The following is a 24,463-nucleotide window of genomic DNA, read 5'->3' as shown; positions in this document are numbered from 1 at the left end:
GTTCGCCACGGCGATCCGGCCATGTTCATGGTCAGTGTTGACCAGAGGCTACTGATCGGCCGCCAAGAGGGCGAGTGGAAACGGAAATTAGCGGTCCGTTATTGGTCACACTCCGGTGGCATGTGCGGCCGGTCCGTCGCTGCGCGTACGCACGCAGCGACGGACCGGCACTCCGGGCGCCGTTTCCCGGTGGTTCGGGGCCACTTGGGGCTCCTGGGCGGTTATTCGCCGCTGCCGCGATTACTTGGCGGCACCGACGAGTTTCGAATCGGGGGAAACGGCATACCAGGTGCCGCCGACTCCTTGGCCGTTGGTGTCGCCGGGCTTCGAGTCACCGGCGAACGTATAGATCGGCCAGCAGTCGATGGTCTGCTGCTTGATACCGTCAGGGCGGTCGAAGGTGACGAATCCCTTCGTCGTCACTCCGTCCACCTCGCTTTTGGCCACGGGAGCGACTACCGGCCACTTCTTGAGGCAGTCGCCCGTGCACGCCGTCTTCATCGGCCATGCGGAGTCCTTGGTGAACCGGTAAACGGTCATACCGCGGCCGTCCACCACGATGTCGCCGAGTTTCGGGTCCTTGCGGACCGAGAGCCCCGCGGGGTCGGCGGGCTCGGCGGCGCCCGCGCCCGCGCTGTCGGCGTTGACCGCCGCCTTCTTTCCGTCGGGGGCCGAGGCGAACCAGGTCCCGCCGACCCCCTGCCCGTTGACCTGACCCGGTGCGGTGTCCTTCGCGTACCGGTACATCGGCCACCCGTCGATGGTGAGTTGCTTGGTGCCGTCGGCCCGGGTGACCTCCCCGAGCAGTTCGTCGTCGGTGCCCGCGGCGGCCACGGCGTTGCCCGCGCCCACCACGGGCCAGATCGCCGCGCACTCGCCGTCGCAGTTCGACTTGGGCGGGTTCGCGGTGTCCTTGTCGAAGCGGTAGAGCGTGAAGCCCTCGCTGTCGGTGAGCACCTTCCCGAGCTTCTTGCTGTCCCGCACACCGAGTTGACCGGCTTCCTTCGTTTCCGCGGCGTCCGCGTCGGCCCCGGAGCCGTAGCCGCCGCCGGCCGAACCGTACCCGCTCTCCGCGGGCTGCTGGGCCGGGGCCGCGTTGCCGACGGACTGTCCGTTGGGCGAGGCCGCGCCGTTCTCCTGACCGCACGCCGTCGTGAGCGTCAACAGGGCCGCGGCGGTGACCGCGAGCGAGGCGTTGCGCCAGGTGTTCATGTCGACTCCCGTAGTACTTCGTCGTATCGCTGCCGATGACGACGCGTGACCGCGTCGTTCATGGCCCTAGGTACGGGGCGGCGACCGGTTCGCGTTCAAAGGGAGGCGGAGAAGAATTCCGGCGGGTCGTGATCACCGCGCAAACACGAATGGCCCATTATCCCCACGATCAGGGGAATCACCCGGAAGTCCCGCGTTTCCCCCGGCTGCGTGGATCATGCTCCCCGTCGTGTACGGATCACGCATCGGGCGGCTCACGGCAGCCGCCGCACTCCTCTGGCTGATAGCCGTACCGCCGCCCGCGACCGCCGACAACTGCGCGGTGGCCTCGATCGGGCGGGGCGACGGCAGTTCCTCGGTCGCCGTGGCGGGCGACGGGGGGTGCGCGGCGGTCTCCACCCCGGAGCCGCCTCCACCGCCGCCACCTCCCAAACCGCCGCCGCCACCTCCACCACCGCCGCCGCCACCGCCTCCACCTCCTCCGCCGCCTCCGCCTCCGCCTCCGCCTCCGCCCACTGCGGCACCACCGCCGCCGCCCGCACCGCAACCGCCGCCGAAGCCGTCGGCCCCGCCGGAGTCCTCGGTGCGGGCACAACCGGCGGCGCCCCGGCCCGTGGCCCGGCCCGCGTACCGCAAACCGACCCGCAAAGAGCCCCGGAGTGGACCGTCGCTGGTGTCCCTGACCCTGCTGATCACCGCTCCCGCGGTGTTCGCCGTCGCCGTGCTGCGGCCACGATCGTCTCGCTGACCAGGAGAGATGCATGTCCGAATGGCTCGTACTGAGCATTGCCATGGCGTCAGCCTGCGCGGTCGTCCTCACGATCGCCGTCCTGAACAACCGGCGGATCGGGGATGACGACGACCCGTCCGAGACGCCCGACGTCATCGAGTACATGACGATGATGATCGGCGTGGTCTACGCGATCGTCCTGGGCCTGGCCATCGCCGGGGTGTGGGAGGGCCGCAGCGCCGCCCAGGAGTCCGTGCGCCTGGAGGCGCAGGCGCTGCACGAGGTACAGGCGCGCGCCTCCGTCTACCCGGCCGAGGTCCGCGACCGCATCCGGGCGGACGTGGACGCCTACGTCGCCCACGTCGTCGACGTCGAGTGGAAGGTGATGTCCGAGCGGGGCGGACTCACCGAACGCGGCACACAGCTGCTGGACCGGGTGCGGGCCGACGTCACCGACTACGAGCCGCAGACCGACCACGAGGGGCAGGCCTACCAGCCGCTGGTCGACCAGGTGGCGGCGGCAGACGACGCCCGCAGCTCACGGGGGCAGAACGCCGGGGCGACGATGCCCGGGGTGGTCTGGTTCGGCCTGATCATCGGGGCGCTGGTGACCGTCGGGCTGATCTTCACCCTCCAGATCCGCAGAACGTTCCGCGAACTGCTGCTGGCAGGCCTCTTCAGCGCGCTGATCGCCTTCCTGCTCTTCCTGATCTGGGACTTCGACGCGCCCTTCGGCCGGGGTGTCTCGGCGACCGCGACACCGTTCTTCGACCTCTTTCCGGACGCCACCCGCTGATGCCGCGCTCCCCCGCCCGGTGCGCCGGCCGGGGGACCTGACTGCCCCATTCGCCGGACCCCGATCGCGCACGGTGGGGACCCCTCCTAGCGTGTCGGGCATCGAGGTGCATTTTTCCTGCTATGTGGAAATACGTTCCGCAGCTGCCCCTCGGGGAACCCGGAGGATCCACCATGCGCGCGATACGTGTCGCACCGCTCGCCCTGCTCGGCGCGAGTGCCCTGACGCTGATCGCCCCGTCCGCCGCCCTCGCGGCTCCGGACGGGGCCACCAGCACGTTCAATCCGACGATCACCCCTTCGGTCATCGCGCCGGGCGGCCGCGTCACCCTCGGCGCTGGCGGGTGCACGGGCGAGACGACCGTCAGCTCGGGCATCTTCGACACGACGGTGATCCCGAGCGGCAGTACGACGGCCACCGCCACCGTCGACACGGACGCCCGCCGCGGCGCCGTCTACGCCGTCACGTTCACCTGCGGCTCCACCGGCACCTCTCGCAACGTCAACCTGACCATCACGGGCGGCGCGACGAGCACCCCCACCCCGGCCCCCAGGGTCCCGACCGCGAGCTCCACGGCCCTTGTCCCGGGCGGCGTGCGCGGCGGTCTCGGCGGAAGCTCCGGCACCACCGACACGGTGGAGGTCGCCGCCGGGGCTGGCCTGGTGCTCGCGGCCGCCTCGGGCGCCCTCTACTTCGCCCGCCGGCGCAACACCGCCCGCCGGCACTGAAGCCGTCACGTGCGCCGCACGACAGTCGCCCCGGGTCCTGATCCAGGACTCGGGGCGACGGGCGTATCGGGCCGGGCGGGAGGTTCGCCGCCCTAGAACGCCGCATGGCTCGTCCGCCGACGCCGGACGAGGAAGACCGCGCCACCGACGGCCGCCGCGGCCACCAGACCGCCGCCGACCTGCATCTCCACGGAGTTCGGGCCCATCGAGCCGCCGAGGCCGCCCTGCGCGCCCTGACCGGCGAGCACGGTGAACTTGTGCGTGGCGATCCGGTCGTTGTCGCTGCACTTCACCGAGAGGTGGTAGTGCCCCGGCGTGGTGTTGTGCCGGATGTGGGCCGTGGCGTGACCGGTGCCCCCCGCGGAGAGCGTGGTCGTCGGGAACGCGTTCGACCAGACCTTGCCGCCGTGGCCGCAGCCCTGCGCCGTGACCTTCATGGTGGCGCCCTGATGAACCGAGTACGGGTTGACGGTGACGTTGCTCGGACCGTTGGTGGCAGCGGCCATGGGGGCCGCGAGCCCGACGGCCGCGAATGCGGTCGCGGTGACCGCGAGAACGCGTGAAGCGCGCATCGTGTGAACCTCCTGCGGGAAACGCCCCCGGAGGCTTTTCCTCCGGGCTGGATCGACGAGAACGCCTCCCATGACGAACACTCACCAGCGGACCGGCGGCTCGCACTTCGGCACTGCTCCACCCCGGTGACGCGACACGCCGTCAGGAAACCCCGTGAGCTGACGGAGTCGCAGGTCACAGACCATCAAAACTTTTATCCGCTCATTACTCCGATGGGCAGCCGTCCGAGGCGGCGCGGATTCGCCCGCCACCCGTTCGCTCTTCTCTGATCGCCGCCCCGCCGCAGCGCCCCTAGCGTTCACAACGTCGCGACGAAGGGAGAACCATGGGCCGGGACTACGCCGGTGGCGAGCGGACCAGACGTGTGCCCTGGGGTGCGGTCGCCCTGGTGATGCTCACCGGCCTCGCCCTCATGCGCAACGGCACGGAGTTCGGGGAGGCGGGCCCGCCCCAGCCCGCCGCCGCCGCCTCGCTGGATCTGAGCCAGGACGCCCCGGTGCCGCAGGCCGAGGGCGAGCCGGTGCAACCGCTGCCCTACGCCCCGGCCTCGCGCGTGAAGATCTCGTCGATCAACGTCGACGCCCCCATCGTCGATGTGAACCTGGACGCGGGCGGCTGGATCGACGCCCCGCCCGCCGAGGACCCCAACCTCGCCGGTTGGTACCAGAACGGCATCGCCCCCGGCCAGCGCGGCACCGCCGTGGTCGTCGGCCATGTCGACAACAACTCGGGCCCCGCCGTCTTCTACGGCCTCGGCTCGCTCCAGAAGGGGCACCGCGTCGAGGTCACCCGCTACGACGGCCGGGTCGGGATCTTCGAGGTGTACGGGGTCGAGGTCTTCTCCAAGAACAACTTCCCCGGCCCCCGGGTCTACGGCGACACCGGCCACGCGGAGCTGCGGGTCATCACCTGCGGAGGCGGCTACTCGAAGGCGGGCGGCTACGACGGGAACGTGGTGGTCTTCGCCCGGCTGGTCGACACCCGCTGAGTCCGCCGGACAGGGCTGTGCCCCCGGCCGGGGCACAGCCCTGCGCGACGTGGCTCAGACCCGGTGCGGCACCGTGATGCGATATCCGGAGTCGAGCAGCCGGGGCAGGTAGCGGCGCAGGGCCGCGACGCTCTGCGAGCGGTCGCCGCCCGCGTCGTGCGAGAGGACGACCACGCCCGGCGCCGCCCCTTCCAGCACCCGGCGCACGATCGTGCCCGTCCCCGGCTCCTTCCAGTCGAGGGTGTCCACGGTCCAGGCCATGGGCTCCATGCCCAACTCGGCCCCGATCTCGAACGAGTTGCGGTTCCACGCACCGTACGGCGCGCGGTACCAGAGCGGCGGTGTCCCGAGCGTCGCCTCGACCACCTCGCTGGTGCGTCCGAGCTCGTCGCGGATCGCGGCGCGGGACAGCTCCGGGATCAGCGGGTGCGACCAGGAGTGGTTCCCCACCACATGGCCGTCGTCCGCCATCTCGCGCAGCAGGTCCCGGTTGGCGTCCGCCATCTCGCCGCAGACGAAGAACATCGCGCGGACCCGGTGCTTGCGCAGGGTGTTCAGGATGTCCGGGGTGTACAGCGGATCGGGGCCGTCGTCGAAGCTGAGGACCATCGAGTGCCCGAGGTCGGGGAGGTGCTCGAAGGGCCGGGTGCGCACCGGCGGCCGGGCCGGTCTGAACCGGGGCGGCGTCCTCGCCGTCATGGGTTCCAGCCGGTACGGGGAGGGCCTGCCGCGGACGCCTGCCGGGGGTCCCGCCGCGGCGGCGGGCGGGGTTCCGGCGGCCCGTGCGGGGCGGGTGGGCGTCGACGCCGGGTCGGCGACGACCAGGTGCAGGGCGGTGGCCGTTCCGAGGCCGAGGGCGACTCTCAGCAGGGTGCGGCGCTCGGGTCCGGTGTGATCACTTCTCATGGCCAACTGCTCGCACGGCTGGCCGTCCGGCCCGGTCGCCGACACCGGGCATCGACCGTTTTGCACCCGATCGACACAGTATGCTCGCCGTGAGGATGTTCCTCGCGATGAGCGCGAGGGGGCTTCCCGGGCCGTGCCCCTCGGGCCGAGCCGATAGCCTCGGAGCCGTGACAGAGCAGCAGCCTCATCAGTTCGAACGCGGCACGGACGGCCCCAAGGTGATCGTCGCGGGGCTCGACGGCTCCGACCCGTCGATGCGTGCGGCCGCCTACGCCGCCGGACTCGCCCGGCGGCAGAACGCCATGCTGGCCCTGGTCTACGTGCAGCCGGTGCTGACCGCGAGCGCGGCGCTGGGTGTGCCGATGGGCGATGCGACGGCCGAGGTGGCAGAGGACCTGGTCACCGAGATCCGCGAGGCGACGGAGCGCTTCCGGGACGCGTGGGACGTGCGGTGGGAGTTCCACACCTTCCGGGGCGACCCCTACAACGGGCTCGTGACGGCGGCCGACGAGCTGAAGGCGGACGCGGTGGTGGTCGGGGCGTCGGAGTCGGCGGGGCACCGCTTCGTCGGCTCCGTGGCGGTGCGCCTGGTGAAGGCGGGGCGCTGGCCGGTCACCGTAGTGCCGTGAACGTGTCCCCGGCCGCCTACTTGCCCATGAGGAGCCCGTCCGCCTCCGCACCCCGGCCGAGGACGACGGTGCGGATGCGGTCGCGGACCTCGCGCAGATGCCCGGCCCCCTGGTCCAGGGAGACGTTGAGGTTGACGGCGCGTCCGGTGACGGTGTCGTACCACTGCGGTACGAACTCGGCCTTCTTCACGGTCCAGCGCTCGCCGGGCTTCGCGGGCGGCGCGAAGGTGAAGCGCCCCATCGAGCCCTGATTGCCGCGCGGGTCCTGGGCGCCCTCGTAGTTGATCATCGCCCCGGCGATCTGGTCGCCCATGCCGTAGACGACCCAGGTGCCGTTGACCTTCTCGTACGCCTGCGGGACATGGGCGTGGGTGCCGATGATCAGGTCGATGTCGGGGCGGCCCCCGTCGGTGGAGGCGGTGAGCCGCTGGGCGAGTTGAAGCTGCTCGGCATCCGGTTCGTCCTGCCATTCGGTGCCCCAGTGCGCGGAGAGCACGACGACGTCGGCGCCCGCCCGGCGGGCCGCCCGGGCCTCCTCGATGATCTTCCGCTCGTCGATCAGGTTGACCGCCCAGGGGCGGCCCGCCGGCAGCGGGATGTCGTTGGTGCCGTAGGTGTACGCGAGGTGGGCGACCTTGGCCGCGCCCTTGCCCGGCCCGGCGGGCAGGATCGTGGGCCGGGCGGCCTCGGCGGCCGTGCGGGCGGACCCGGCGTGCCGGATGCCCGCCTTGTCCAGCGCCCCGAGGGTCCGCCGGATGCCCTCGGCCCCGTCGTCGAGGGTGTGGTTGGAGGCGGTGGAGCAGGAGTCGTAGCCGGTGGTGCGCAGGGCGGTGGCGACCTCGGGCGGCGACTTGAAGTTCGGGTAACCGGTGTAGGGGCCGCCCTCCTTCCCGTACACGGTCTCCATGTGGCAGATGGCCAGGTCCGCCGCCGAGACGACCGGGGCGACGCCCGCCAGCATGGGGGTGAAGTCGTAGCCCCGGCCGCCCGAGTCGGCGGCGGCGCGGTCGATGACGGAGGAGTGCGGCAGGATGTCGCCCGCGGCGATGAGGGTGAAGGGGCGGGGCCCGTGGGCGTCCTGGCCGGCCGCACCCCGGGCCGCGGCGGGTGTGCTGGGTGCGGCGGCGGGGGGCTGCTGCCCGGTGCAGCCGGTGGCCGCGGCGAGCAGGAGGGCGAGGGCGGCCACGGCGCCCGGTCGGATGCGCTGCGTCATCTGCTCGACTCCACGTTCGGATGATTATGACCATCCGACTACATAGATCGTCATACCGCAGAAGCAAGGAGCATTGCCGTATACCTAGCTGAACTGGTCGTACCGGCCGACCCCGACGGCCCCTCGACCGTTCACCGCACCATTCGCCGCACTGAGCGACCGCTCGTCGCACGCCTCGGCACACCACCTGTTCCCGCGCCCCCGAATGCGTTCGTATACGCCCGTCGGAGCGAGGCCGTCAGGGGCCTCGGCGGGAGAGGACGTCCATGAACACCACGACGACGACCGATGAGCGGGCCATCGCGGAGTTGCAGCGGGAACACGGCCCCGCCCTGTTCCACTTCCTGCTCGGCCTGACCTTCGGGGACCGGCAGCGGGCGGAGGATCTGGTGCAGGAGACACTCGTACGCGCCTGGCAGCACCCCGAGGCGTTCGAAGCGCCCTACGACTCGATGCGGCCCTGGCTGTTCACCGTCGGCCGTCGCCTCGCCATCGACGCGCGCCGCTCCCGCCGGGCCCGCCCGGTCGAGGTCAGCGACACGGTGCTGGAAAGCACCCCGGCCGCCCAGGACACCGCGGACTCGGCCGTCCGCGCCCTGGACGTCCGCGAGGCGGTCCGCACCCTGAGCCCCGAGCACCGGGCGGTGCTGGTGCAGATCTACTTCCGCGGAATGAGCGTCGGCGAGGCGGCCACCGCGCTCGGCATCCCCGCCGGGACCGTCAAGTCCCGTTCGCACTACGCCCTGCGGACCCTGTCGCGCACCCTGCCCGGCTACTCCCCCGAGGGCGATCGCTCCCTTCTGCCCACGCGGGGCGCCCGCCCCCGGTTCAATGCTGCGTGAAGCCCGGTACCGAACGAGGAAGAGAGGCGAGACGGGATGCGTCCCGAGAAAAGCGATGGGACCGGTGGGAACGGGCTGCCGGTGCCGATGGCCTGGCTGTCCACCGAGTACATCGCCGACGAGCTGTTACGGACCGGCGACCTGATGGAGCCGACGACCCTGGAGTTCCGGGCGGGGCGCGACGCGCTCGCGCTGACGATGTTCCTCAGCGAGTACCTCCGGGACACCCCCGCGCCCCGGGCCCTGCCCGAACCCCGTGTCGACGAACTGCGGCTGCTGACCGCTTACGGGAGCACCTGGCGCAGCTGGGTCTGCGAGCGGCTGGATGAGGCGGGCCGGCGGGCCGCGCCCGGTGACCCCGATCTGGCGCTGGCGCGGGCGGCCTGGCGGTGGCTGGAGGAGACCGAGCTGCTCGCCGCGGACCTGGACGCGATCGGGCCGCCCGTGCCCCGGGAGCCGGTGGGGGCGGGACCGCACGAGGAGGGCGAGGTCCAGGTCTGGACGCCCGCGTGGCAGCTGGGGCTGCCGCTGGGGCATCTGGCCGTGCACCTGTACTGAGCGCCGCGCTCAGGAACCGTGCACCCCCGCACGGTACTTGGGCAGCCGCAGCGTGACCTTCATCCCCGCCCCGACGCCGGTCTCGATGACGAGCCCGTAGTCGTCGCCGTACACCTGACGCAGCCGCTCGTCCACGTTGAGCAGGCCGATGCCGGTGGAGGCGCCGCCCTCACCGCGCAGGATCTGACGCAGCCGTTCGGGGTCCATTCCGGTCCCGTCGTCCTCGATGACGACCTCGGCCTCCGATCCGGCGTCGAGCGCGCTGATGGTGATGCGGCTGCGGGTGACCGCCCCTTCCAGACCGTGCTTGACCGCGTTCTCCACCAGCGGCTGGAGACACAGGAAGGGCAGCGCGACCGGCAGCACCTCGGGGGCGACCTGGAGGGTGACGGCGAGCCGTTCACCGAACCGGGCCCGCACGAGGGCCAGATACTGGTCGATGGAGTGCAACTCGTCCGCCAGGGTGGTGAACTCCCCGTGCCTGCGGAACGAGTAGCGGGTGAAGTCGGCGAATTCCAGGAGCAGTTCGCGGGCCTGCTCGGGGTCGGTGCGGACGAACGAGGCGATCGCGGCGAGCGAGTTGAAGATGAAGTGCGGGGAGATCTGCGCCCGCAGCGCCTTGATCTCGGCCTCGATGAGCTGCGTACGGGAGCGGTCCAGCTCGGCCAGCTCCAGCTGGACGCAGACCCAGCGGGCCACCTCCCCCGCCGCTCTGGCCAGGACGGCCGACTCGCGCGGGGCGTAGGCGACGAGCGCGCCCAGGACCCGGTTCTCCACGGTGAGCGGGACGGCGACGGCCCAGCGCAGCGGGCAGTCGAGATCGCCGCAGCCGCTGTCGAAGGCGGTGTCGCGGCCGTTGTCCAGCAACCCCCGCAGATGGTCCATCACGTCCTTGCCGTGGTGGTGCCCGGCCCCGTCCCAGACCAGCACCCGGTCCCGGTCGGTGAGGCAGAGGGCGTCGGTGCCGAGCAGCGAGCGCAGCCGCCGGGCGGCCCTGCGGGCGCTCTCCTCGGTGAGGCCGGCGCGCAGCGGAGGCGCGGCCAGCGACGCGGTGTGCAGGGTCTCGAACGTGGCGTGCTCGACAGGGGTGCCGACGTCGCTGGGGCGCAGCGGGCGGGCGGCGCGGCGGCCCAGCCGGTAGCCCGCGCCGAGCAGCAGGGCGGCGAGGACCACGAGTACGGCGACGGCCGCCCCGGTCATCGGTCCCTCCCGGCGGCCGCCCGCGCCGAGGTGAGGGCCTCGGGGAGGTGGAAGCGGGTCATCGCCGCGTTGGTGCCCGGCGGTATCCGCCCCGGCGTGGCGAGCGAGACCAGGATCATCGCGAGGAACCCGACCGGCACGGACCACACGGCGGGCCAGGCCAGCAGCGCGTGCGGCCAGCCGGGCGGGGTCACGGCTCCGCTGACCGTGATGCCCACCGCGAGCAGGGCGGAGCCGCCGCCCAGCAGGAGCCCCGCGACGGCCCCCGGCGGGGTCAGCCGCCGCCACCAGATGCCGAGGACGAGCAGCGGGCAGAAGGAGGACGCGGAGACGGCGAACGCCATGCCCACCGCATCGGCCACCGGCACCCGGCTCACCAGCAGCGACCCGGCGAGCGGCACGGCGACGGCGAGGACCGTGGCGAACCGGAAGTGCCGCACCCCGCGCCCGGGCAGCACGTCCTGGGTGATGACCCCGGCGACAGCCATGGTGAGCCCGGAGGCGGTGGACAGGAACGCGGCGAACGCCCCGCCCGCGATCAGCGCCCCGAGGAGGTCGCCGCCGAGCCCGCCGATGACCCGGGCGGGCAGCAGCAGCACGGCGGCGTCCGCGTCGCCCCCGTACCGCAGTTCGGGGGTGTAGAGCCGGCCGAGCGCCCCGTAGATCGGCGGCAGCAGGTAGAAGAGGCCGACCAGGGCGAGCACCGCGACGGTGGTGCGGCGGGCGTCGCGGCCGTTGGGGCTGGTGTAGAAGCGGACGACGACGTGGGGCAGGCCCATGGTCCCGAGGAAGGTCGCCACGATCAGCCCGTAGGTGGCGTACAGCGGGTGGTCGGCGCGGAAGACGGCGAGCTGGTCGTCGAAGCTGACCCGGGGCCGCCCGTCGCCCTGCCAGGCGAGGACCAGGAAGAGGGCGGGGACGAGCAGGGCGGTGAGCTTCAGCCAGTACTGGAAGACCTGGACGAAGGTGATGGAGCGCATGCCGCCCGCCGCGACGGCGGCCGTCACGACGGTGGCGACGAGGACGTCCCCGAGCCAGCCGGGCGCGCCGGTGAGGATCTTCAAGGTGAGCCCGGCGCCCTGGAGCTGCGGCACGAGGTAGAGCCACCCCGCCCCGACGACGAGCGCGCTCACCAGCCTTCTGACCTGCCGCGATTCGAGACGCCCTTCGGCGAAGTCGGGCAGGGTGTACGCCCCCGAGCGGCGCAGCGGGGCGGCGACGAAGACCAGCAGCACCAGGTATCCGGCGGTGTAGCCGACCGGGTACCAGAGCATGTCGGGGCCGTGGACGAGGACGAGCCCGGCGATACCGAGAAAGGAGGCGGCCGACAGGTATTCCCCGCTGATCGCGGCGGCGTTGAGGCGGGGGCGCACGGTGCGCGAGGCGACGTAGAAGTCGGAGGTCGTACGGGAGATGCGCAGGCCGAAGCCGCCGACGAGGACGGTGGCGAGGACGACGAGGGCCACGGCCACCCAGGACGCCATGGAGGCGGGGGTACTCACGGGGCGGGGCGGCCCTCCACCAGCCGGGCGAAGTCGCGTTCGTTGCGCTCGGCCCGGCGGACGTACCACCAGGCGGCCAGGGTGAGCGGCGGGTAGGTGGCGAAGCCGAGCACCGCCCAGACCAGGGCGGAGCTGTTCAGCGCGGCGAACAGGAGCGGCAGGGTGCCCGCGACGAGGGCCAGCACACCGAAGACGGTGAGGGCCGCCCGGAGCTGGCCGCGCATCAGGGAGCGCACATAGGCGCCGCCGAGGGCGGTCTGCTCGTCGATCTCCGACTGGGTGCGGTGGCGGGGCAGCGGGCGCACCCGCCTCGGCTCCCGCGTGACCACTTCGCGCCGGGGGGATGGCTCTGCGGACATGGGCTCGGAGTGTAGGCGGCGGCGGGTGCTGGTGGGAAGGGACCGCCGAAGAACGCAGCAGGTCAGCGACGGCCCCGCACCCTCCTTCAGCGGCCGCCCTGGCGCATGAGGAGGTCGCGCAGGGCGCGGGTGTGGCGACGGCTGACGGCGAGCTCGGCCTCCCCGATGCGGACACTCATGCTCCCCGCGTCCAGGCGCAGTTCGTCGATCCGGTTCAGCGCCACGAGGTGGCGGCGGTGTATCCGGACGAACCCGCGGGTGCGCCAGCGCTCCTCCAGGGTGGTGAGCGGGATGCGGACGAGGTGGCTGCCGGTGGCGGTGTGCAGCCGCGCGTAGTCGCCCTGCGCCTCGGCGTACGCGATCTCGTCGACGGGGACGAAGCGGGTGACGCCGCCGAGCTCGACCGGGATCTGGTCGCTCGCGCTGTCGTGGACCGGGGCGGACCTCTCTCCCACCTGTTCGGCGACGCGGCGCACGGCCTCGGCGAGGCGTTCGCGGCGGACCGGTTTGAGGACGTAGTCGACGGCCTTCAGGTCGAAGGCGTGGACGGCGAAGCCCTCGTGCGCGGTGACGAAGACGATGAGCGGGGGCGCGGCGAATCCGGCGAGCAGCTGGGCGACGTCGAGGCCCGTGAGCCCCGCCATGTGGATGTCGAGGAAGACGACGTCGATGGCGGACGGGTCGTCGGGACCCGCGTCGACCGCGCTGCCGATGAGGCGCAGCGCCTCGGTCGCGCCGGTGGCTCCCTCGGCGCTGCGGATGCGCGGGTCGGCGCGCAGGAGGTAGAGGAGTTCCTCCAGGGCGGGTTGTTCGTCGTCGACGGCGAGTACGCGCAGCATGGGCCGGAGTTTAGGGGGTGCGGGGCGGTTCGGGGCGGGCCCGGCCGTGATCCGCCCAGCACCTCCTGGGATGTCCCGGGCCCGGTGGCGTGAGTGATTGGCAGCTGGTTCCCGTACCGCAGTACATGCAGACGACCGAACCCCACATCCGGGTGGGGGCCTATGCGCTGGGGGTGCTCGGGAGGGCCGACGCCTTCCGGTTCGAGGAGCACCTGGGGGACTGTCCCGGGTGCCGTGCGCGGGCGCGCGAGTTCGCCGGGGTGGCGCACTCGCTGGCGGTGGCCGGTCCGCCGGTGACGCCGGGGCCCGGGCTCGCGGAGCGCCTGACGGGCGCGGTGGCGGCGGGCCGGCGCCGGGCGGGGCGGCGGGGCCTCGCCCTGGTGGCGGCCGCGGTCGTGCTGGCGGTGGGCGGCCCGGCGGTGGTGGCCGGGACCTCGGGCGGTCCGGGGGACGGGGCGGGGGTGCAGCGCTGGGTGGGGGCGGATACGGGGTCGGGCGCGGCCGCGGTGGTGACGGCGGCGGGGCACGAGTGGGGTACGGAGGTGGCGCTCCAGGTCGTGCGGTTGCCGGCCGAGGGGGTGTGCGCGCTGATCGCGGTGGGCCGGGACGGCAGCGAGGAGACGGTGAGCAGCTGGTCGGCCCGGGGCGCGGGGGGCGGCCCTGTGGAGGTGTCGGGCGGGGCGGCGCTGCGGCCGGAGGGCATCGACCGTTTCGAGGTGCGGACGGCGGAGGGGCGGCGGCTGGTGACGGTGACGCGGTGAGTGCCTGTTTCAGGAACGGTGCCTACTTCAGGAACTTGGAGAGCCTGCGGTCGGCCAGCGGTTTGCCGCCGGTCTGGCAGGTGGGGCAGTACTGGAGCGAGGAGTCGCTGAAGGAGACCTCCAGGATGGTGTCCCCGCAGACCGGGCAGGCCTCTCCGGTACGCCCGTGGACCCGCATCCCGCTCTTCTTCTCGGCCTTCAGCTTCCCGGCCTCCACCCCGCTGGAGCGGTCCACGGCGTCCTTCAGGGTGGTGCGGAGCGCGGTGTACAGGCGGGTGACGTCGTCCTCGTCGAGGTCGGCGGTCCGTTTGAACGGGGACATCCTCGCGACGTGCAGGATCTCGTCGCTGTACGCGTTGCCGACTCCCGCGATGAGCGACTGGTCGCGCAGCGCCCCCTTGATCTGGCGACGGGCCCCGGCGAGCAGCGCGGTGAACGCGGCGCGGTCGAAGGAGTCGGCGAGCGGGTCCGGGCCGAGGCGGGCGATGCCGGGGACTTCCATCGGGTCGTGGACCAGGTGGACGGAGAGGCTCTTCTTGGTGCCCATCTCGGTCAGGTCGAAGCCGTCGCCGTCCTTGGTCACCAGGCGCAGGGCGAGCGGCCCCTTGCCGGGGCGGGGCGGGGCCGCGGGGAACGTGTCCTTCCAGCGCAGCCAGCCGGCCCGGGCGAGGTGGGTGCACAGATGCAGCCCGCCCGCCTCGATGTCGAGGAACTTACCGTGCCGGGCGACCGAGGTGACCCTCTCGCCCTCAAGCACGGTCAGCGGCGGATCGTAGGTCTTCAGGACGCTGATCGCCAGCGGCAGGACGCGGGCGATCTCCTTGCCGACCAGGTGGTCGTCGAGGAAGACCCGCAGGGCTTCGACTTCGGGCAGTTCGGGCATGGCTCAAGACTGCCGCAGCCGGGGGGCGGCTGCCTGTCAGGACACCGGTGCTCCACTGCGGCCGGTGACGAGGTCGCGCAGCTCCTCGAACTCCTCCCCGACGGCCGCTGCGAGCCGGTCGAGGTCGGGCAGCGCCTTGCCGTCGGCCACCAGACCCACGTGCACCCGGCCACCGTGGGCCGTCAGGGCCACCGCGAGGGACTGGCCCCGGGCCAGCGGCGCCATCGGGTAGAGGGCGGTGAGCGGGCAGCCGCCCAGCGAGAGCGCGGAGCGGGGCAGCGGCACGCTGGTGACCAGGACGTCGAACAGTACGCGGGCTGCGTTCGCGGCCAGTGGGGCGCCGAACCGGTGGGCCAGTGGCGGCAGTTGGTCGGCCAGTACGGCGACGGCTCCAGCGCCCTTGAGCGGACCGGCCGCCTTGTTGCGGTCCATCGCCGCGCGGACGGCCCGCAGCCGCTCGCGTGGGTCCGTGGCGGTGACCGGCAGGCCGAGGAGGTAGGCGGAGAGCCGGTTGCCGGAGGCCGCCGCGCCGCCGGGCCTGCGCCGGGAGACGGGCACCAGGGCGCGCGGGTCGACGGCGGGCAGCGGCTCGCCGCGCCCGGCCATCCAGCGGCGCAGCGCCCCGGCGACCACGCCGAGCAGGATGTCGTTGGCCGTGCCGCCCTCGGCGCGCCGGATCCGCTGGAGGGCCCCGGCGTCGAGGTCGGCGGTGGCGAGCCGGCGGGTACCGCTGGAGGGGGCGGTGAACGCGGTCGAACCGCGCAGGTCCAGGCGGCCCGCGCGGACGACGGAGGCCCCCACTCCGAGGGCACGCCCGACCTCTCCGATCCGCCCGAGCGCCATGCTCACCATCTCGCGGGGGTCGGGGAGCCAGGAGCGGGGCGGGACTGCGGGACGGCCGCGGGCGGCGGTGCGGGCGCTGGTGACCGCGGCGATCTCGTCGAAGATTCCGGCCCCGATGGCGACCGCCCGCATCCCGTCGGCCAGGGCATGGTGCAGTTTGACCAGGACGGCGAAAGGGCCGTCGCCCTCGCCGCCGATGAGATACATCTGCCAGGGCGGCCGCCCTCGTTCCAGCGGCTGCGAAGACGGCGAGCGCGCCCAGGTGCATCGGATGGGCGTCCGATTCCAGGTGCCAGAAGGCCAGATCGAGCGGGGCGAGTAGCTCGGTACCCAACGGGGTCCTCATGTCGTCGTAGCGGTTCGGCCGGTCCCCCGCAGTCAATCCCCGCGCCTGGTCACGGTCAAGCACAGACATGTTACGTACTGTTACATCCAGGGGGGACACTCAGCGTGCGGGGATGAGGAATTCACACCACACGCATTTCCCGCTGCCCCGGGACTCCACTCCCCAGACGTCGGCCAGCCGGTCCACCAGCATCAGGCCTCGTCCCGAGACCCCGGACTCCCCCGCGTCCCTGCGCCGGGGCAGTGCGCTGGAGCGGTCCTCGACGTCGACGCGCAGCCGCCGTTCGGTTCCGGCGAGCACCCGGATCGTCACGACAGCCCCGCCGTCGGTGTGCATGAGCGCGTTGGTGATCAGCTCGTCGGCGGCCAGTTCGATCTCGTCGGCCCGGTCCTTCGCCCCCCAGGCCCGGACCGCGGCCCGGATCATGTGCCGGGACGAGCTGAGCGCCTCGGGGTCGTTCTGGGCGACGTGCTGCTGGAGCCGGCCGCCCGGCTGCGGGGCGTGCGCGGCCCGGCGGCGCAGCAGCAGGAGCGCCACGTCGTCCTGGCCGCCGCGCCCGTCGACGGCGTCGCAGAGCTGGTCGGCGAGTTTCTGAAGGTCGTGGGGGCCGTTGGTGACGAGCGTGGTGAGCAGGTGCATGCCCTCGTCGAGGTCGGCGCCGGGCAGCTCGACCAGGCCGTCGGTGAACAGGATCATCGTCTGGCCCGGGTCCAGTTCGACGGTGGAGACGGGGTATTCCAGACGGCCGAACTCCGCCGAGAGGCCGAGCGGCAGCCCGCCCTCGGACGGAACCCTGCGGCAGCCGCCGTCCACGTCCCGTACCACCGGGTCGACGTGCCCGGCGCGGACCACCTGGACGACTCCGGTGGTCAGGTCGACCTCGGCGTAGGTGCAGGTGGCGAAGCGGTCGGTGTCCAGTTCGTGGAGGAAGACGGAGGCGCGGGCCATCACCGTGGCCGGACTGTGCCCCTCGGCGGCGTACGCGCGCAGGACGATCCTGAGCTGGCCCATGACGGCGGCGGCGTGGGTGTCGTGGCCCTGGACGTCCCCGATGACGGCGCCGACGCGGCCACCGGGCAGCGGGATCAGGTCGTACCAGTCGCCGCCGATGTCCCGGCCGAGGCGGGCGGAGCGGTAGCGGACGGCGACCTGCGCCCCGGGGACGGCCGGAATCCGGCGCGGGAGCATCGCCTGCTGAAGCCCCTCGGCGAGGTCGTGCTCCTGCTCGTAGAGCATGGCCCGCTGGAGGCTCTGGGCGATCGAGGTGCCGAGCGCCATCAGCAGATTGCGTTCGTCGGCGGTGAATCCGGCCTTGTCGCGGTAGAGCAGGCCGAGTGCGCCGATCGGGCGGGCCTGGGCGATCAGCGGCATGTAGGCGGCCGAGGTGACGCCGAGGTGGCTGATGTGGGGCCAGAGGACCGGGTACGAGGCGGCGAAGTCGTCGGCCGACTCGATGAAGCGTGGGGCGAGCGTACGGACCACTTCGCTCATCGGGTACTGCTCGTCCACCCGGGTGTAGCGGGTGCCGGGGACGTACGCGCCTTCGGGGCCGTCGGCCACGAGGTGGATGCGGCCGGACTCCAGGAGCCCCATGACCAGACTGGTGGCTCCGAGGTGGGCGAGCCCCTGGGAGTTCTTGAGGACGGCGATGACGTCCTTGACGGTACGGGCGTGCGCCAGGGCGGCGGTGGTGCCCTCGACCAGGCTGGTGCGCTGGCGGCGTTCCTCGTCCAGTTCCAGCCGGGCCGTGGAGTCGGACAGTTCCTGGGTGGCGTCGCGGACGATCCCGATGATGCGGCGGGGGCGGCCGGTCTCGTCGCGGCGGACGAAGCCCTGGGTGTGGGTCCAGCGCAGGGTTCCGTCGCGCCGCTGGATGCGGAAGTACGCGCCGTAGTTGGTGCGGCCGCTCTTGAGTGCCTGCGAGACCATCCCGTCCAGCCGCTGGGCCTCGTCCGTGGGCACTCGCTGCGAGAGTGAGACCGGCCGGTTGTCGTACTCGTCCGACGTCAGGTCGAACACGTCGAGGGCGGGCTGGTCCATGTGCATGAGGCCCGTGTCGAGGTCCCAGTCGAAGCTGCCCATACGGTTCAGGGCGAGGCTGAGATCCGGGTGGGCGGGCCAGTCGTCGGGAAGTGACAGGGCACCCGCTACCCGATCATCCATGAGGGCCACTCTGCCATTGTTCGTCCGATTCTTCGAGTGATCCGGGTGCCGCCCCGAGGGGCGGTGCGCGGATCGGCCGTGAGGCCGTACGGCCGGGCCGCACGCGATGGGTCAGCCGGCGAACAGCTCGGGAACTCCGTACTCCGCGGGCTCGTCGGGCTCGGCGGGGAAGACCTGGGTCGGCTCGGGCACCGGTTCCGGGGCGCCCTCCTCGTACTCCCACGGGTCCCCCGGCGGCATGCCGCTCTCCCAGGGCTCCTGCGGCGGTGTGTCGCCGAAGCCGTCCGGCGTCTCCGGGGCCGCGGGGTCCGAGGGGGCCGGGCCGGGCGGGGTGGCGTCCGGGGGCACCGGTTCGGAGGGCCCGGTCGGTGACGGGAAGAGCAGATCGTCGCTGGGCTCGAACGGGGGCGGGTCGGCCGGGGAGCGGTCGCGCCCGCCGCTGTCGCCGGCGGTCCGCTCGATCCAGCTGCTGTCGTCGTCGTCCACGATGACCAGGCTGGTGAGCGGCTGGGCGCTGGGCTGGACGGCCACGATCCGGGCGGGGTCGTAGCCGGGCCAGCGCTCGCCCCGGTGGGCGACCTCCCCGCCCACGACGACGGGCTCCTTCAGCGGATTGCCGCAGGCGCAGCGGACGCGCGGCAGCCCGCGGCTGTCGGCCAGGACGGCGGTGCCCCCTTGGAGGACGGCCTGGAAGGCGGTCGCCGTGCCGGCGCTGTAGCCGTGGTTGGTGACCTGGGTGTCGACGCGCAGGGTGACCGGGGTGAGCGACTTCAGGTAGCCGGGGATCTGTACGGCCTCGATGTCCGCCGCCCCGGCGAAGGCGCGCGCCTTGCCCTTGTCGCCGGTCAGGAAGCGGATCTGCCGCTCGACGTCGCAGGCGGCGACGGACCGGGTGCCGCCGTAGAGCCCGGGGGCGGCGCCGGAGACCGGATGGACCGTTCGGGTGACGGGAGGCGCTCCGCCGTCCGGGGCGTCCGAGGGGGACGGGGACGGTGCCGCCCCGGCCGTCGACTCGGTGAAGGGGCCGGGGCCGGGGGCGGCGAGCGGCTGGAGGAGAACGTCCTTGGCCTCCGCGGTGCCCGTGGTGCCCTTCGCCGTCAGGTCGCCGCCGCTGCCGCATCCGGCGACGGCGCACAGCACCCCGACGGACAGCGCTGCGAGCGCGGTACGCCGGAATCGTCTGGGTGAGCGCACAGAGCTCTCCTGCCTGTCCCAATGGATCGGATGGGTGTCACCATCTGTGCCGCACCGGACACGGGCCCGCAAGCGGACGATCCGGCACCGCACCCACTCTTGAACACGTTCAAAACATGCTCTACTCTCGACCTCAACAGTTGAACACGTTCAAAGCGCGTGTTCGAAGTGAGGGGGGCAGCCGTGTACGTGCTGGTCAACGCCATCGTGATGCTGGGCATGCTCGTGGTCGTCCCGGCCGGCCTGCGGCTGACCGGGCTGCCGGAGCTGGACCGCATCCGCAGACTCTGGCCGTTCTTCGCCGCCCATGGCGCGCTCGCCCTGTGGCTGCCGCGCGGCGCGACGGCCACCGCGCTCGCCGTCTGCTACGCGCTGGGCACCGTGCTGCTCGCCCTGCACGCCCCGCGCCTGGCGTGGCGCGGCCGGGACCTCGGTCCCGCCGGGATCGCGCTGCTCACCGCACTGGTCTCCCCGGCCGTCGCCGCGATCGCGCTGGTCGCGGAGCGCTCGGGGCACGAACTGTTCGGCTTCGACCTCGGCATCCTCGCGCTGACCGTGCCGCACTTCCACTTCGCCGGATTCGCCGCCGCCCTGATCGCCGGGCTCGTCTGCCGGATCTGTGAGGGCCCGGCGGGCCGCTTCGCCGCTCTGAGCGTGCCACTCGGCACCCTGCTCGTCCTCGTGGGCTACTTCCTCGGCGACTGGGCGGAACTGGCCGGGGCCGTGGTCCTCACGGCCGGGATGTGGACGGTCGGCCTGCTCACCTGGCGCCTGGGCCACGCCGGGGACCGGGACCGGACGACGCGCCTGCTGCTGCTCTCCTCGGCGGCCGTCCTGGTGGCGACGATGCTGCTGGCGCTGAGCTGGGCACTGGGCGAGGCGACCGGGCTGCCCCACCCCACCCTGACCTGGATGGCCGCCACCCATGGACTGGGCAACGCGCTGGGCTTCGCGCTCTGCTCGCTGCTCGCCTGGCAGCGCATCCGCACCGAAAGCCCCGCCCGTACCGCAAGCCCCGGCAACACCGGGGACCTCATCCACACCGAAGGCAGGACCGCATGAGCACGCTCAGCTACCCGGAGGTCGGGGCCACCCGTCTCGGCCCGCTCCCCCGGGGCTACAACCACCTGCACCACCGCACCCGGGTCGGCCGGGGGGCAGCGGACTTCGCCGCCGCGGGCGCGGCGATAACGGAGTGGCGGATGCACCGCGCCTCGGGCGCCCGGGTGGAGGCCCCGGCCCGGCGCGCGGAGCCCGGCGGGAGCGTCCGGGTCTCCCTGGGCCTGGGCCCGCTGCGCTTCACCGCCCCGTGCGAGGTGATCTGGACGGCGTACGGGGAGGACGGGCGCACCGGCTTCGCCTACGGCACCCTGACCGGGCACCCGGAGCGCGGCGAGGAGTGCTTCGTCGTCGACTTCGCGGACGACGGCACCGTGTGGTTCACGGTCATGGCCTTCTCGCGCCCCGCCTCCTGGTACACACGGCTCGCCGGGCCGCTGATCCCGCCCGTCCAGCTCTGGTACGCCCGCAGGCTGGGCCGCACGCTCCGCCGTATCGTCGCCGCGGGCTGACGCCTGGCAGATACTGGCAGGGATGGAGTGGTTCACCGCGGACGGCTACTGGCTGAGTCGGCTGATCTTCCAGCGGGCTCTGGCCGTGGTCTATCTGGTCGCCTTCCTCTCCGCCGCGCTCCAGTTCCGGGCGCTGATCGGCGAGCGCGGCATGCTGCCCGTGCCCGAACTGCTGCGGCGCACCCCCTGGCGGGCGGCTCCGGGGCTCTTCCGGCTGCACTACTCAGACCGCTTCTTCGCCGCCGTCGCCTGGAGCGGCTGCGCCGTCTCGGTGGCCCTGCTCACCGGGCTCGACGGTCTGCTGCCGCTGTGGGGCGGCATGCTGCTCTGGGCACTGCCGTGGGTGCTGTACCTGTCGATCGTCCAGGTGGGGCAGGTCTGGTACGGATTCGGCTGGGAGTCGCTCCTGCTGGAGACGGGGTTCCTGGCGATCTTCCTGGGCACCCGGGACACGGCCGCGCCGGTGCTGGTGCTGTGGCTGCTGCGGTGGCTGCTGTTCCGGGTGGAGTTCGGCGCCGGGCTGATCAAGATGCGCGGTGACGCCTGCTGGCGGCGGCTGACGTGTCTGGACTTCCACCACGAGACCCAGCCGATGCCGGGGCCGCTGAGCTGGTTCTTCCACCATCTGCCCAGGCCCGTGCACCGCGTCGAGGTCGCCGCCAACCACGTCACCCAGCTGCTGGTCCCCTTCCTGCTGTTCACCCCGCAGCCGGTGGCGAGCGCGGCGGCCGGTCTGATGGTCCTCACCCAGCTCTGGCTGGTCCTGTCGGGGAACTTCGCCTGGCTGAACTGGCTGACGATCGCCCTGGCACTCTCGGTGATCGACTGGACGCCCCTGGCCGGACCGCCGCCCGCCCAGGCCCCGCCACCCCTCTGGTACGAGGCGGTCGTCATCGCGGTGGCCGTCCTGGTGCTGGTGCTCAGCTACCGCCCGGCGCGCAATCTGCTCTCGCGACGGCAGGCGATGAACCGGTCCTACGACCCGCTGCACCTGGTCAACACCTATGGAGCCTTCGGGTCCATCAGCCGGACACGGCTGGAAGTGGTGGTGGAGGGCACGGTCGACGAGGTGCCGCACGAGGGTGGCGACTGGCGGGAGTACGGCTTCCGCGGCAAGCCCGGCGATCCACACCGGCTGCCGCGCCCCTTCGCTCCGTACCATCTGCGGCTCGACTGGATGATGTGGTTCGCGGCGCTCTCCCCCGCGTACGCGCGCTCCTGGTTCGGGCCGTTCGCCGAGCGGCTGCTGGAGGGCGACCGGGACACGCTCCGGCTGCTGGGGCACAACCCGTTCCCCGACGGACCGCCGCGCCATGTGCGCGCCCGGGTGTTCCACTACCGGTTCACGGATCTGCGGGAGCTGCGGGCCACCGGCTGCTGGTGGCACCGGACCTACGTACGGGAATTCCTGCGGCCCGTGTCCCGGCCCCGCCCTCCGGAGCGGGGAGGCTGAGACCCGGGCCGCCGGGGGCACTGCCGTCAGTCGATGCCGGGCAGGATGTGGGGCTCGGCGAGGTCGTCCTCGTATCCGGCCAGCCGGATCGGGGCGGACCTGGCCCAGACCTCGATGTTGCTCAGGGTCTCGGGGCGGCCGGGCCGTCCTCCGTGCCGTTCGGCGGGGCGCTTCTCTCGCTCGGTCAGTTCCGGTGTCGTCACCGCGCACTCCTCTGTGTCGCGTCACCCAGGGCGTCGCCGACGCTCCGGCACCGATGCCGGAGCGCGACCGCCCTGAGCGGGCAGGGGTTGGGATATGTCGGTCGCGGTGGCGCCGGTTCGGGGCGGGACGGCGGCCGGGTTACCCGGCCATGTCCCAGGACGGTCGGGGAACCTTCGTGGGCTCCTCGATGACGTCCGTTCACCTCAGCCTAACCAAATGAGCGCCACTGCGCTCGATAGAACGTGTGCAGTAGGTCACTTTCAGCCACTCCGCACAGCAAAAACCCGGCCCAGGGGAAATCCTGGGCCGGGTATCCGGCCTGCGCGCGGAGGGATGCGCTCCGGTTGGGCTGTTCGGGTTACCAGTTCGCCGGGGCGTAGTCCTTGAGGAAGCAGCCGTAGAGCGCCTCGCCCGCCTCTCCGCGGACGATCGGGTCGTAGACCCGGGCGGCGCCGTCGACCAGGTCGAGGGGGGCGTGGAAGCCTTCCTCGGCGAGCCGCATCTTGTCCGGGTGCGGGCGTTCGTCCGTGATCCAGCCGGTGTCCACGGCCGTCATCAGGATGCCGTCCCTCTCGAACATCTCCTGGGCACTGGTACGCGTCAGCATGTTGAGCGCGGCCTTGGCCATGTTGGTGTGCGGGTGGCCCGCACCCTTGTAGCCGCGGCTGAAGACACCCTCCATCGCGGAGACGTTGACGACGTACGCGTGCTTCGCGGCGGTCGCTGCCATCGCCGGTCGAAGCCTGCTGATCAGGATGAACGGGGCGGTGGAGTTGCAGAGCTGGACTTCGAGGAGCTCGATCGGCTCGACCTCCTCCACCGTCTGGATCCAGCTGTTGGTGTCGTGCAGGTCGGGGACGAGCCCGCCCGCGTCGATCGCGGTGCCCGCGGCGATCCGGGCCGGGGAGGCGGAGCCGGTGACCAGCGCGAGGTCGGTGACCTCCTGGGCGCTCAGAGCCTCCTTGCGGGCGGCGGGGAGCGCGGCCACCCGGTCGACCGTGCCGCTGTTGAAGGTGCCGATCACCTCGGCGGCGGGCAGCTCGCCGGCGGGCAGCGGGGCGGACTCGGCGTTGACCAGCTCGCTGTAGGCGCCCGGGGAGCGGCGGACGGTCTGGGCCGCGTTGTTGATCAGGATGTCCAGCGGGCCCTCGGCGGCGACCGAGTCGGCGAGCGCCACGACCTGGGCGGGGTCGCGGAGGTCGATGCCGACGACCTTCAGCCGGTGGATCCACTCGTCGCTGTCCTCCATCGCCTTGAAACGGCGGATCGCGTCGTTGGGGAAGCGGGTGGTGATGGTGGTGTGCGCACCGTCGCGCAGCAGCCGCAGCGCGATGTACATGCCGATCTTGGCCCGGCCGCCGGTGAGCAGCGCCCGGCGCCCGGTGAGGTCGGTGCGGGCGTCGCGGCGGGCGCGGTTGTCCTTGGCGCACGGCTGGCAGAGCTGGTGGTAGAACGCGTCGACCTCGACGTAACGCGTCTTGCAGATGTAGCAGGACCGGGGCCGCTGGAGGATGCCCGCGATCTCGGCCTGGACGGAGGAGGAGGGCAGGACGCCCTGCGTCTCGTCGTCGATGCGCTCGGCCGAGCCGGTCGCGGTGGCCTCGGTGACGGCCCGGTCGTGGGCGGTCTTCGCGGCCCGGCGCTCCTGGCGGCGACGCTGCTTCACCGTGCGGTAGATACCGGCGGTGGCCCGGCGGACGGCGATGGCATCCGGGTGGTCGACCTCGATCCGGTCGAGCTCGTCGAGCACGCTCAGGCAGACGGCCAGCCGCTCCGGGTCGATGCCGGGGCCGAACTCGTCGGTTCCGGGAGCGAGCTCCGGGCTGTCCTCTGTCACCGTCATTGCCGTTCCTCTGTCATCTCCGTCGCCGCGGGTCATTGATCACCACGGCCGAAACACCCCGGTCAAGTTTGCCATGCGTCGGTCACTGCTCCGTTCGGGCGAGGAGCGACGAGGGAGACGGATGAGA

Annotated in this window: 23 protein-coding genes and 1 pseudogene; 10 read left to right on the top strand and 14 right to left on the bottom strand. The window is 72.6% G+C overall.

Annotation, left to right across the window (positions count from 1 at the left end):
• Positions 1–240: 240 nt before the first annotated feature.
• The gene (locus tag RI138_RS30440; RefSeq protein ID WP_311122479.1) at positions 241–1,212 is read right to left on the bottom strand and encodes an SCO0930 family lipoprotein; all 972 of its coding nucleotides are present in this window, start codon (positions 1,210–1,212) and stop codon (positions 241–243) included.
• 761 nt (positions 1,213–1,973) lie between these two features.
• Here RI138_RS30440 and RI138_RS30435 point away from each other — a divergent pair.
• Both RI138_RS30435 and RI138_RS30430 read left to right on the top strand, forming a co-directional pair.
• Positions 1,974–2,738 (top strand): bestrophin-like domain, encoded by a 765-nt coding sequence (locus RI138_RS30435; RefSeq protein ID WP_311122478.1) that lies wholly within the window; start codon positions 1,974–1,976, stop codon positions 2,736–2,738.
• Positions 2,739–2,911: 173 nt separating this feature from the next.
• On the top strand, positions 2,912–3,466 hold the full coding sequence (locus tag RI138_RS30430) for a hypothetical protein (RefSeq protein ID WP_096630126.1): 555 nt from the start codon (positions 2,912–2,914) through the stop codon (positions 3,464–3,466).
• Between the two features lie 92 nt (positions 3,467–3,558).
• Here RI138_RS30430 and RI138_RS30425 read toward each other — a convergent pair whose 3' ends face one another.
• Entirely contained in the window at positions 3,559–4,038 is a 480-nt protein-coding gene (locus tag RI138_RS30425; RefSeq protein WP_096630124.1) for a hypothetical protein, read from the bottom strand.
• A gap of 326 nt (positions 4,039–4,364) precedes the next feature.
• Between RI138_RS30425 and RI138_RS30420 the strand changes: the two genes are divergently transcribed.
• A complete protein-coding gene (locus RI138_RS30420) occupies positions 4,365–5,027 on the top strand; it encodes a class F sortase (protein ID WP_096630123.1) in 663 nt (220 codons plus the stop codon).
• A gap of 54 nt (positions 5,028–5,081) precedes the next feature.
• Here the strand turns inward: RI138_RS30420 and RI138_RS30415 are convergent, their stop codons facing one another.
• Positions 5,082–5,933, bottom strand: coding sequence for a polysaccharide deacetylase family protein (locus RI138_RS30415; RefSeq protein ID WP_311122477.1), 852 nt, complete (start codon positions 5,931–5,933; stop codon positions 5,082–5,084).
• Positions 5,934–6,100: 167 nt separating this feature from the next.
• Here RI138_RS30415 and RI138_RS30410 point away from each other — a divergent pair, with 167 nt between their 5' ends.
• Positions 6,101–6,562: a universal stress protein gene (locus RI138_RS30410; RefSeq protein ID WP_096630121.1), complete on the top strand. Its 462-nt coding sequence runs from the start codon at positions 6,101–6,103 to the stop codon at positions 6,560–6,562.
• Between the two features lie 16 nt (positions 6,563–6,578).
• On the opposite strand, the gene RI138_RS30405 is transcribed toward RI138_RS30410, so the two are convergent.
• Complete coding sequence (locus RI138_RS30405) at positions 6,579–7,775, bottom strand: CapA family protein (protein ID WP_311122476.1); 1,197 nt, start codon at positions 7,773–7,775, stop codon at positions 6,579–6,581.
• Positions 7,776–8,041: 266 nt separating this feature from the next.
• Between RI138_RS30405 and RI138_RS30400 the strand changes: the two genes are divergently transcribed.
• A complete protein-coding gene (locus RI138_RS30400) occupies positions 8,042–8,617 on the top strand; it encodes a sigma-70 family RNA polymerase sigma factor (RefSeq protein WP_096630118.1) in 576 nt (191 codons plus the stop codon).
• 36 nt (positions 8,618–8,653) lie between these two features.
• The gene (locus tag RI138_RS30395; RefSeq protein WP_311122475.1) at positions 8,654–9,175 is read left to right on the top strand and encodes a hypothetical protein; all 522 of its coding nucleotides are present in this window, start codon (positions 8,654–8,656) and stop codon (positions 9,173–9,175) included.
• Between the two features lie 9 nt (positions 9,176–9,184).
• Here RI138_RS30395 and RI138_RS30390 read toward each other — a convergent pair whose 3' ends face one another.
• From RI138_RS30390 to RI138_RS30375, 4 genes are all read right to left on the bottom strand, one after another.
• Complete coding sequence (locus RI138_RS30390; RefSeq protein ID WP_311122474.1) at positions 9,185–10,375, bottom strand: sensor histidine kinase; 1,191 nt, start codon at positions 10,373–10,375, stop codon at positions 9,185–9,187.
• Positions 10,372–11,877: a sodium/solute symporter gene (locus tag RI138_RS30385; protein ID WP_311122473.1), complete on the bottom strand. Its 1,506-nt coding sequence runs from the start codon at positions 11,875–11,877 to the stop codon at positions 10,372–10,374. Before RI138_RS30385 ends, RI138_RS30390 begins: the two co-directional genes overlap by 4 nt.
• Positions 11,874–12,236, bottom strand: a complete 363-nt coding sequence (locus tag RI138_RS30380; RefSeq protein WP_311122472.1) for a hypothetical protein — start codon at positions 12,234–12,236, stop codon at positions 11,874–11,876. Before RI138_RS30380 ends, RI138_RS30385 begins: the two co-directional genes overlap by 4 nt.
• 86 nt (positions 12,237–12,322) lie before the next feature.
• Positions 12,323–13,075 carry a LytR/AlgR family response regulator transcription factor gene (locus RI138_RS30375; RefSeq protein ID WP_096630110.1) on the bottom strand — a complete coding sequence of 251 codons (753 nt, stop codon included), beginning with the start codon at positions 13,073–13,075 and terminating at the stop codon, positions 12,323–12,325.
• An 89-nt stretch (positions 13,076–13,164) separates the two neighbouring features.
• On the opposite strand from RI138_RS30375, the gene RI138_RS30370 reads away from it, so the two are divergent.
• Entirely contained in the window at positions 13,165–13,836 is a 672-nt protein-coding gene (locus RI138_RS30370; protein ID WP_311122471.1) for a zf-HC2 domain-containing protein, read from the top strand.
• A 22-nt stretch (positions 13,837–13,858) separates the two neighbouring features.
• Here RI138_RS30370 and RI138_RS30365 read toward each other — a convergent pair whose 3' ends face one another.
• The 4 genes and pseudogenes from RI138_RS30365 to RI138_RS30350 form a co-directional block, all read right to left on the bottom strand.
• Positions 13,859–14,719, bottom strand: coding sequence for an Fpg/Nei family DNA glycosylase (locus tag RI138_RS30365; protein ID WP_311122470.1), 861 nt, complete (start codon positions 14,717–14,719; stop codon positions 13,859–13,861).
• Between the two features lie 36 nt (positions 14,720–14,755).
• Positions 14,756–15,896: pseudogene (locus RI138_RS30360) on the bottom strand (wax ester/triacylglycerol synthase domain-containing protein).
• Positions 15,897–16,007: 111 nt separating this feature from the next.
• On the bottom strand, positions 16,008–18,071 hold the full coding sequence (locus RI138_RS30355) for a SpoIIE family protein phosphatase (protein ID WP_311122469.1): 2,064 nt from the start codon (positions 18,069–18,071) through the stop codon (positions 16,008–16,010).
• A gap of 111 nt (positions 18,072–18,182) precedes the next feature.
• On the bottom strand, positions 18,183–19,265 hold the full coding sequence (locus tag RI138_RS30350; protein WP_311122468.1) for a DUF6777 domain-containing protein: 1,083 nt from the start codon (positions 19,263–19,265) through the stop codon (positions 18,183–18,185).
• Between the two features lie 183 nt (positions 19,266–19,448).
• Here RI138_RS30350 and RI138_RS30345 point away from each other — a divergent pair, with 183 nt between their 5' ends.
• Genes RI138_RS30345 through RI138_RS30335 form a run of 3 tightly spaced genes read left to right on the top strand, consistent with a single transcriptional unit; the run spans position 19,449 to position 22,289 of the window.
• A complete protein-coding gene (locus tag RI138_RS30345; protein ID WP_311123065.1) occupies positions 19,449–20,327 on the top strand; it encodes a YndJ family protein in 879 nt (292 codons plus the stop codon).
• Positions 20,324–20,836: a DUF1990 family protein gene (locus RI138_RS30340; RefSeq protein ID WP_311122467.1), complete on the top strand. Its 513-nt coding sequence runs from the start codon at positions 20,324–20,326 to the stop codon at positions 20,834–20,836. Before RI138_RS30345 ends, RI138_RS30340 begins: the two co-directional genes overlap by 4 nt.
• A gap of 22 nt (positions 20,837–20,858) precedes the next feature.
• Positions 20,859–22,289, top strand: a complete 1,431-nt coding sequence (locus RI138_RS30335; RefSeq protein WP_311122466.1) for a lipase maturation factor family protein — start codon at positions 20,859–20,861, stop codon at positions 22,287–22,289.
• Positions 22,290–22,315: 26 nt separating this feature from the next.
• Here the strand turns inward: RI138_RS30335 and RI138_RS30330 are convergent, their stop codons facing one another.
• Both RI138_RS30330 and RI138_RS30325 read right to left on the bottom strand, forming a co-directional pair.
• Entirely contained in the window at positions 22,316–22,492 is a 177-nt protein-coding gene (locus tag RI138_RS30330) for a hypothetical protein (protein ID WP_179500123.1), read from the bottom strand.
• A gap of 359 nt (positions 22,493–22,851) precedes the next feature.
• Positions 22,852–24,336, bottom strand: a complete 1,485-nt coding sequence (locus tag RI138_RS30325) for an SDR family NAD(P)-dependent oxidoreductase (protein ID WP_311122465.1) — start codon at positions 24,334–24,336, stop codon at positions 22,852–22,854.
• Between the last annotated feature and the right edge of the window lie 127 nt (positions 24,337–24,463).

The organism is Streptomyces durocortorensis, assembly GCF_031760065.1.
GTDB lineage: Bacteria > Actinomycetota > Actinomycetes > Streptomycetales > Streptomycetaceae > Streptomyces.
This window is presented reverse-complemented; position numbering and strand designations above follow the sequence as displayed.

Coding starts and splice junctions, on each gene's coding strand:
- RI138_RS30355 (WP_311122469.1), bottom strand. CDS start 18,071: ATGGATGATCGGGTAGCGGGTGCCCTGTCACTTCCCGACGACTGGCCC.
- RI138_RS30440 (WP_311122479.1), bottom strand. CDS start 1,212: ATGAACACCTGGCGCAACGCCTCGCTCGCGGTCACCGCCGCGGCCCTG.
- RI138_RS30435 (WP_311122478.1), top strand. CDS start 1,974: ATGTCCGAATGGCTCGTACTGAGCATTGCCATGGCGTCAGCCTGCGCG.
- RI138_RS30405 (WP_311122476.1), bottom strand. CDS start 7,775: ATGACGCAGCGCATCCGACCGGGCGCCGTGGCCGCCCTCGCCCTCCTG.
- RI138_RS30380 (WP_311122472.1), bottom strand. CDS start 12,236: ATGTCCGCAGAGCCATCCCCCCGGCGCGAAGTGGTCACGCGGGAGCCG.
- RI138_RS30400 (WP_096630118.1), top strand. CDS start 8,042: ATGAACACCACGACGACGACCGATGAGCGGGCCATCGCGGAGTTGCAG.
- RI138_RS30395 (WP_311122475.1), top strand. CDS start 8,654: ATGCGTCCCGAGAAAAGCGATGGGACCGGTGGGAACGGGCTGCCGGTG.
- RI138_RS30325 (WP_311122465.1), bottom strand. CDS start 24,336: ATGACGGTGACAGAGGACAGCCCGGAGCTCGCTCCCGGAACCGACGAG.
- RI138_RS30375 (WP_096630110.1), bottom strand. CDS start 13,075: ATGCTGCGCGTACTCGCCGTCGACGACGAACAACCCGCCCTGGAGGAA.
- RI138_RS30420 (WP_096630123.1), top strand. CDS start 4,365: ATGGGCCGGGACTACGCCGGTGGCGAGCGGACCAGACGTGTGCCCTGG.
- RI138_RS30335 (WP_311122466.1), top strand. CDS start 20,859: ATGGAGTGGTTCACCGCGGACGGCTACTGGCTGAGTCGGCTGATCTTC.
- RI138_RS30390 (WP_311122474.1), bottom strand. CDS start 10,375: ATGACCGGGGCGGCCGTCGCCGTACTCGTGGTCCTCGCCGCCCTGCTG.
- RI138_RS30415 (WP_311122477.1), bottom strand. CDS start 5,933: ATGAGAAGTGATCACACCGGACCCGAGCGCCGCACCCTGCTGAGAGTC.
- RI138_RS30340 (WP_311122467.1), top strand. CDS start 20,324: ATGAGCACGCTCAGCTACCCGGAGGTCGGGGCCACCCGTCTCGGCCCG.
- RI138_RS30430 (WP_096630126.1), top strand. CDS start 2,912: ATGCGCGCGATACGTGTCGCACCGCTCGCCCTGCTCGGCGCGAGTGCC.
- RI138_RS30425 (WP_096630124.1), bottom strand. CDS start 4,038: ATGCGCGCTTCACGCGTTCTCGCGGTCACCGCGACCGCATTCGCGGCC.
- RI138_RS30365 (WP_311122470.1), bottom strand. CDS start 14,719: ATGCCCGAACTGCCCGAAGTCGAAGCCCTGCGGGTCTTCCTCGACGAC.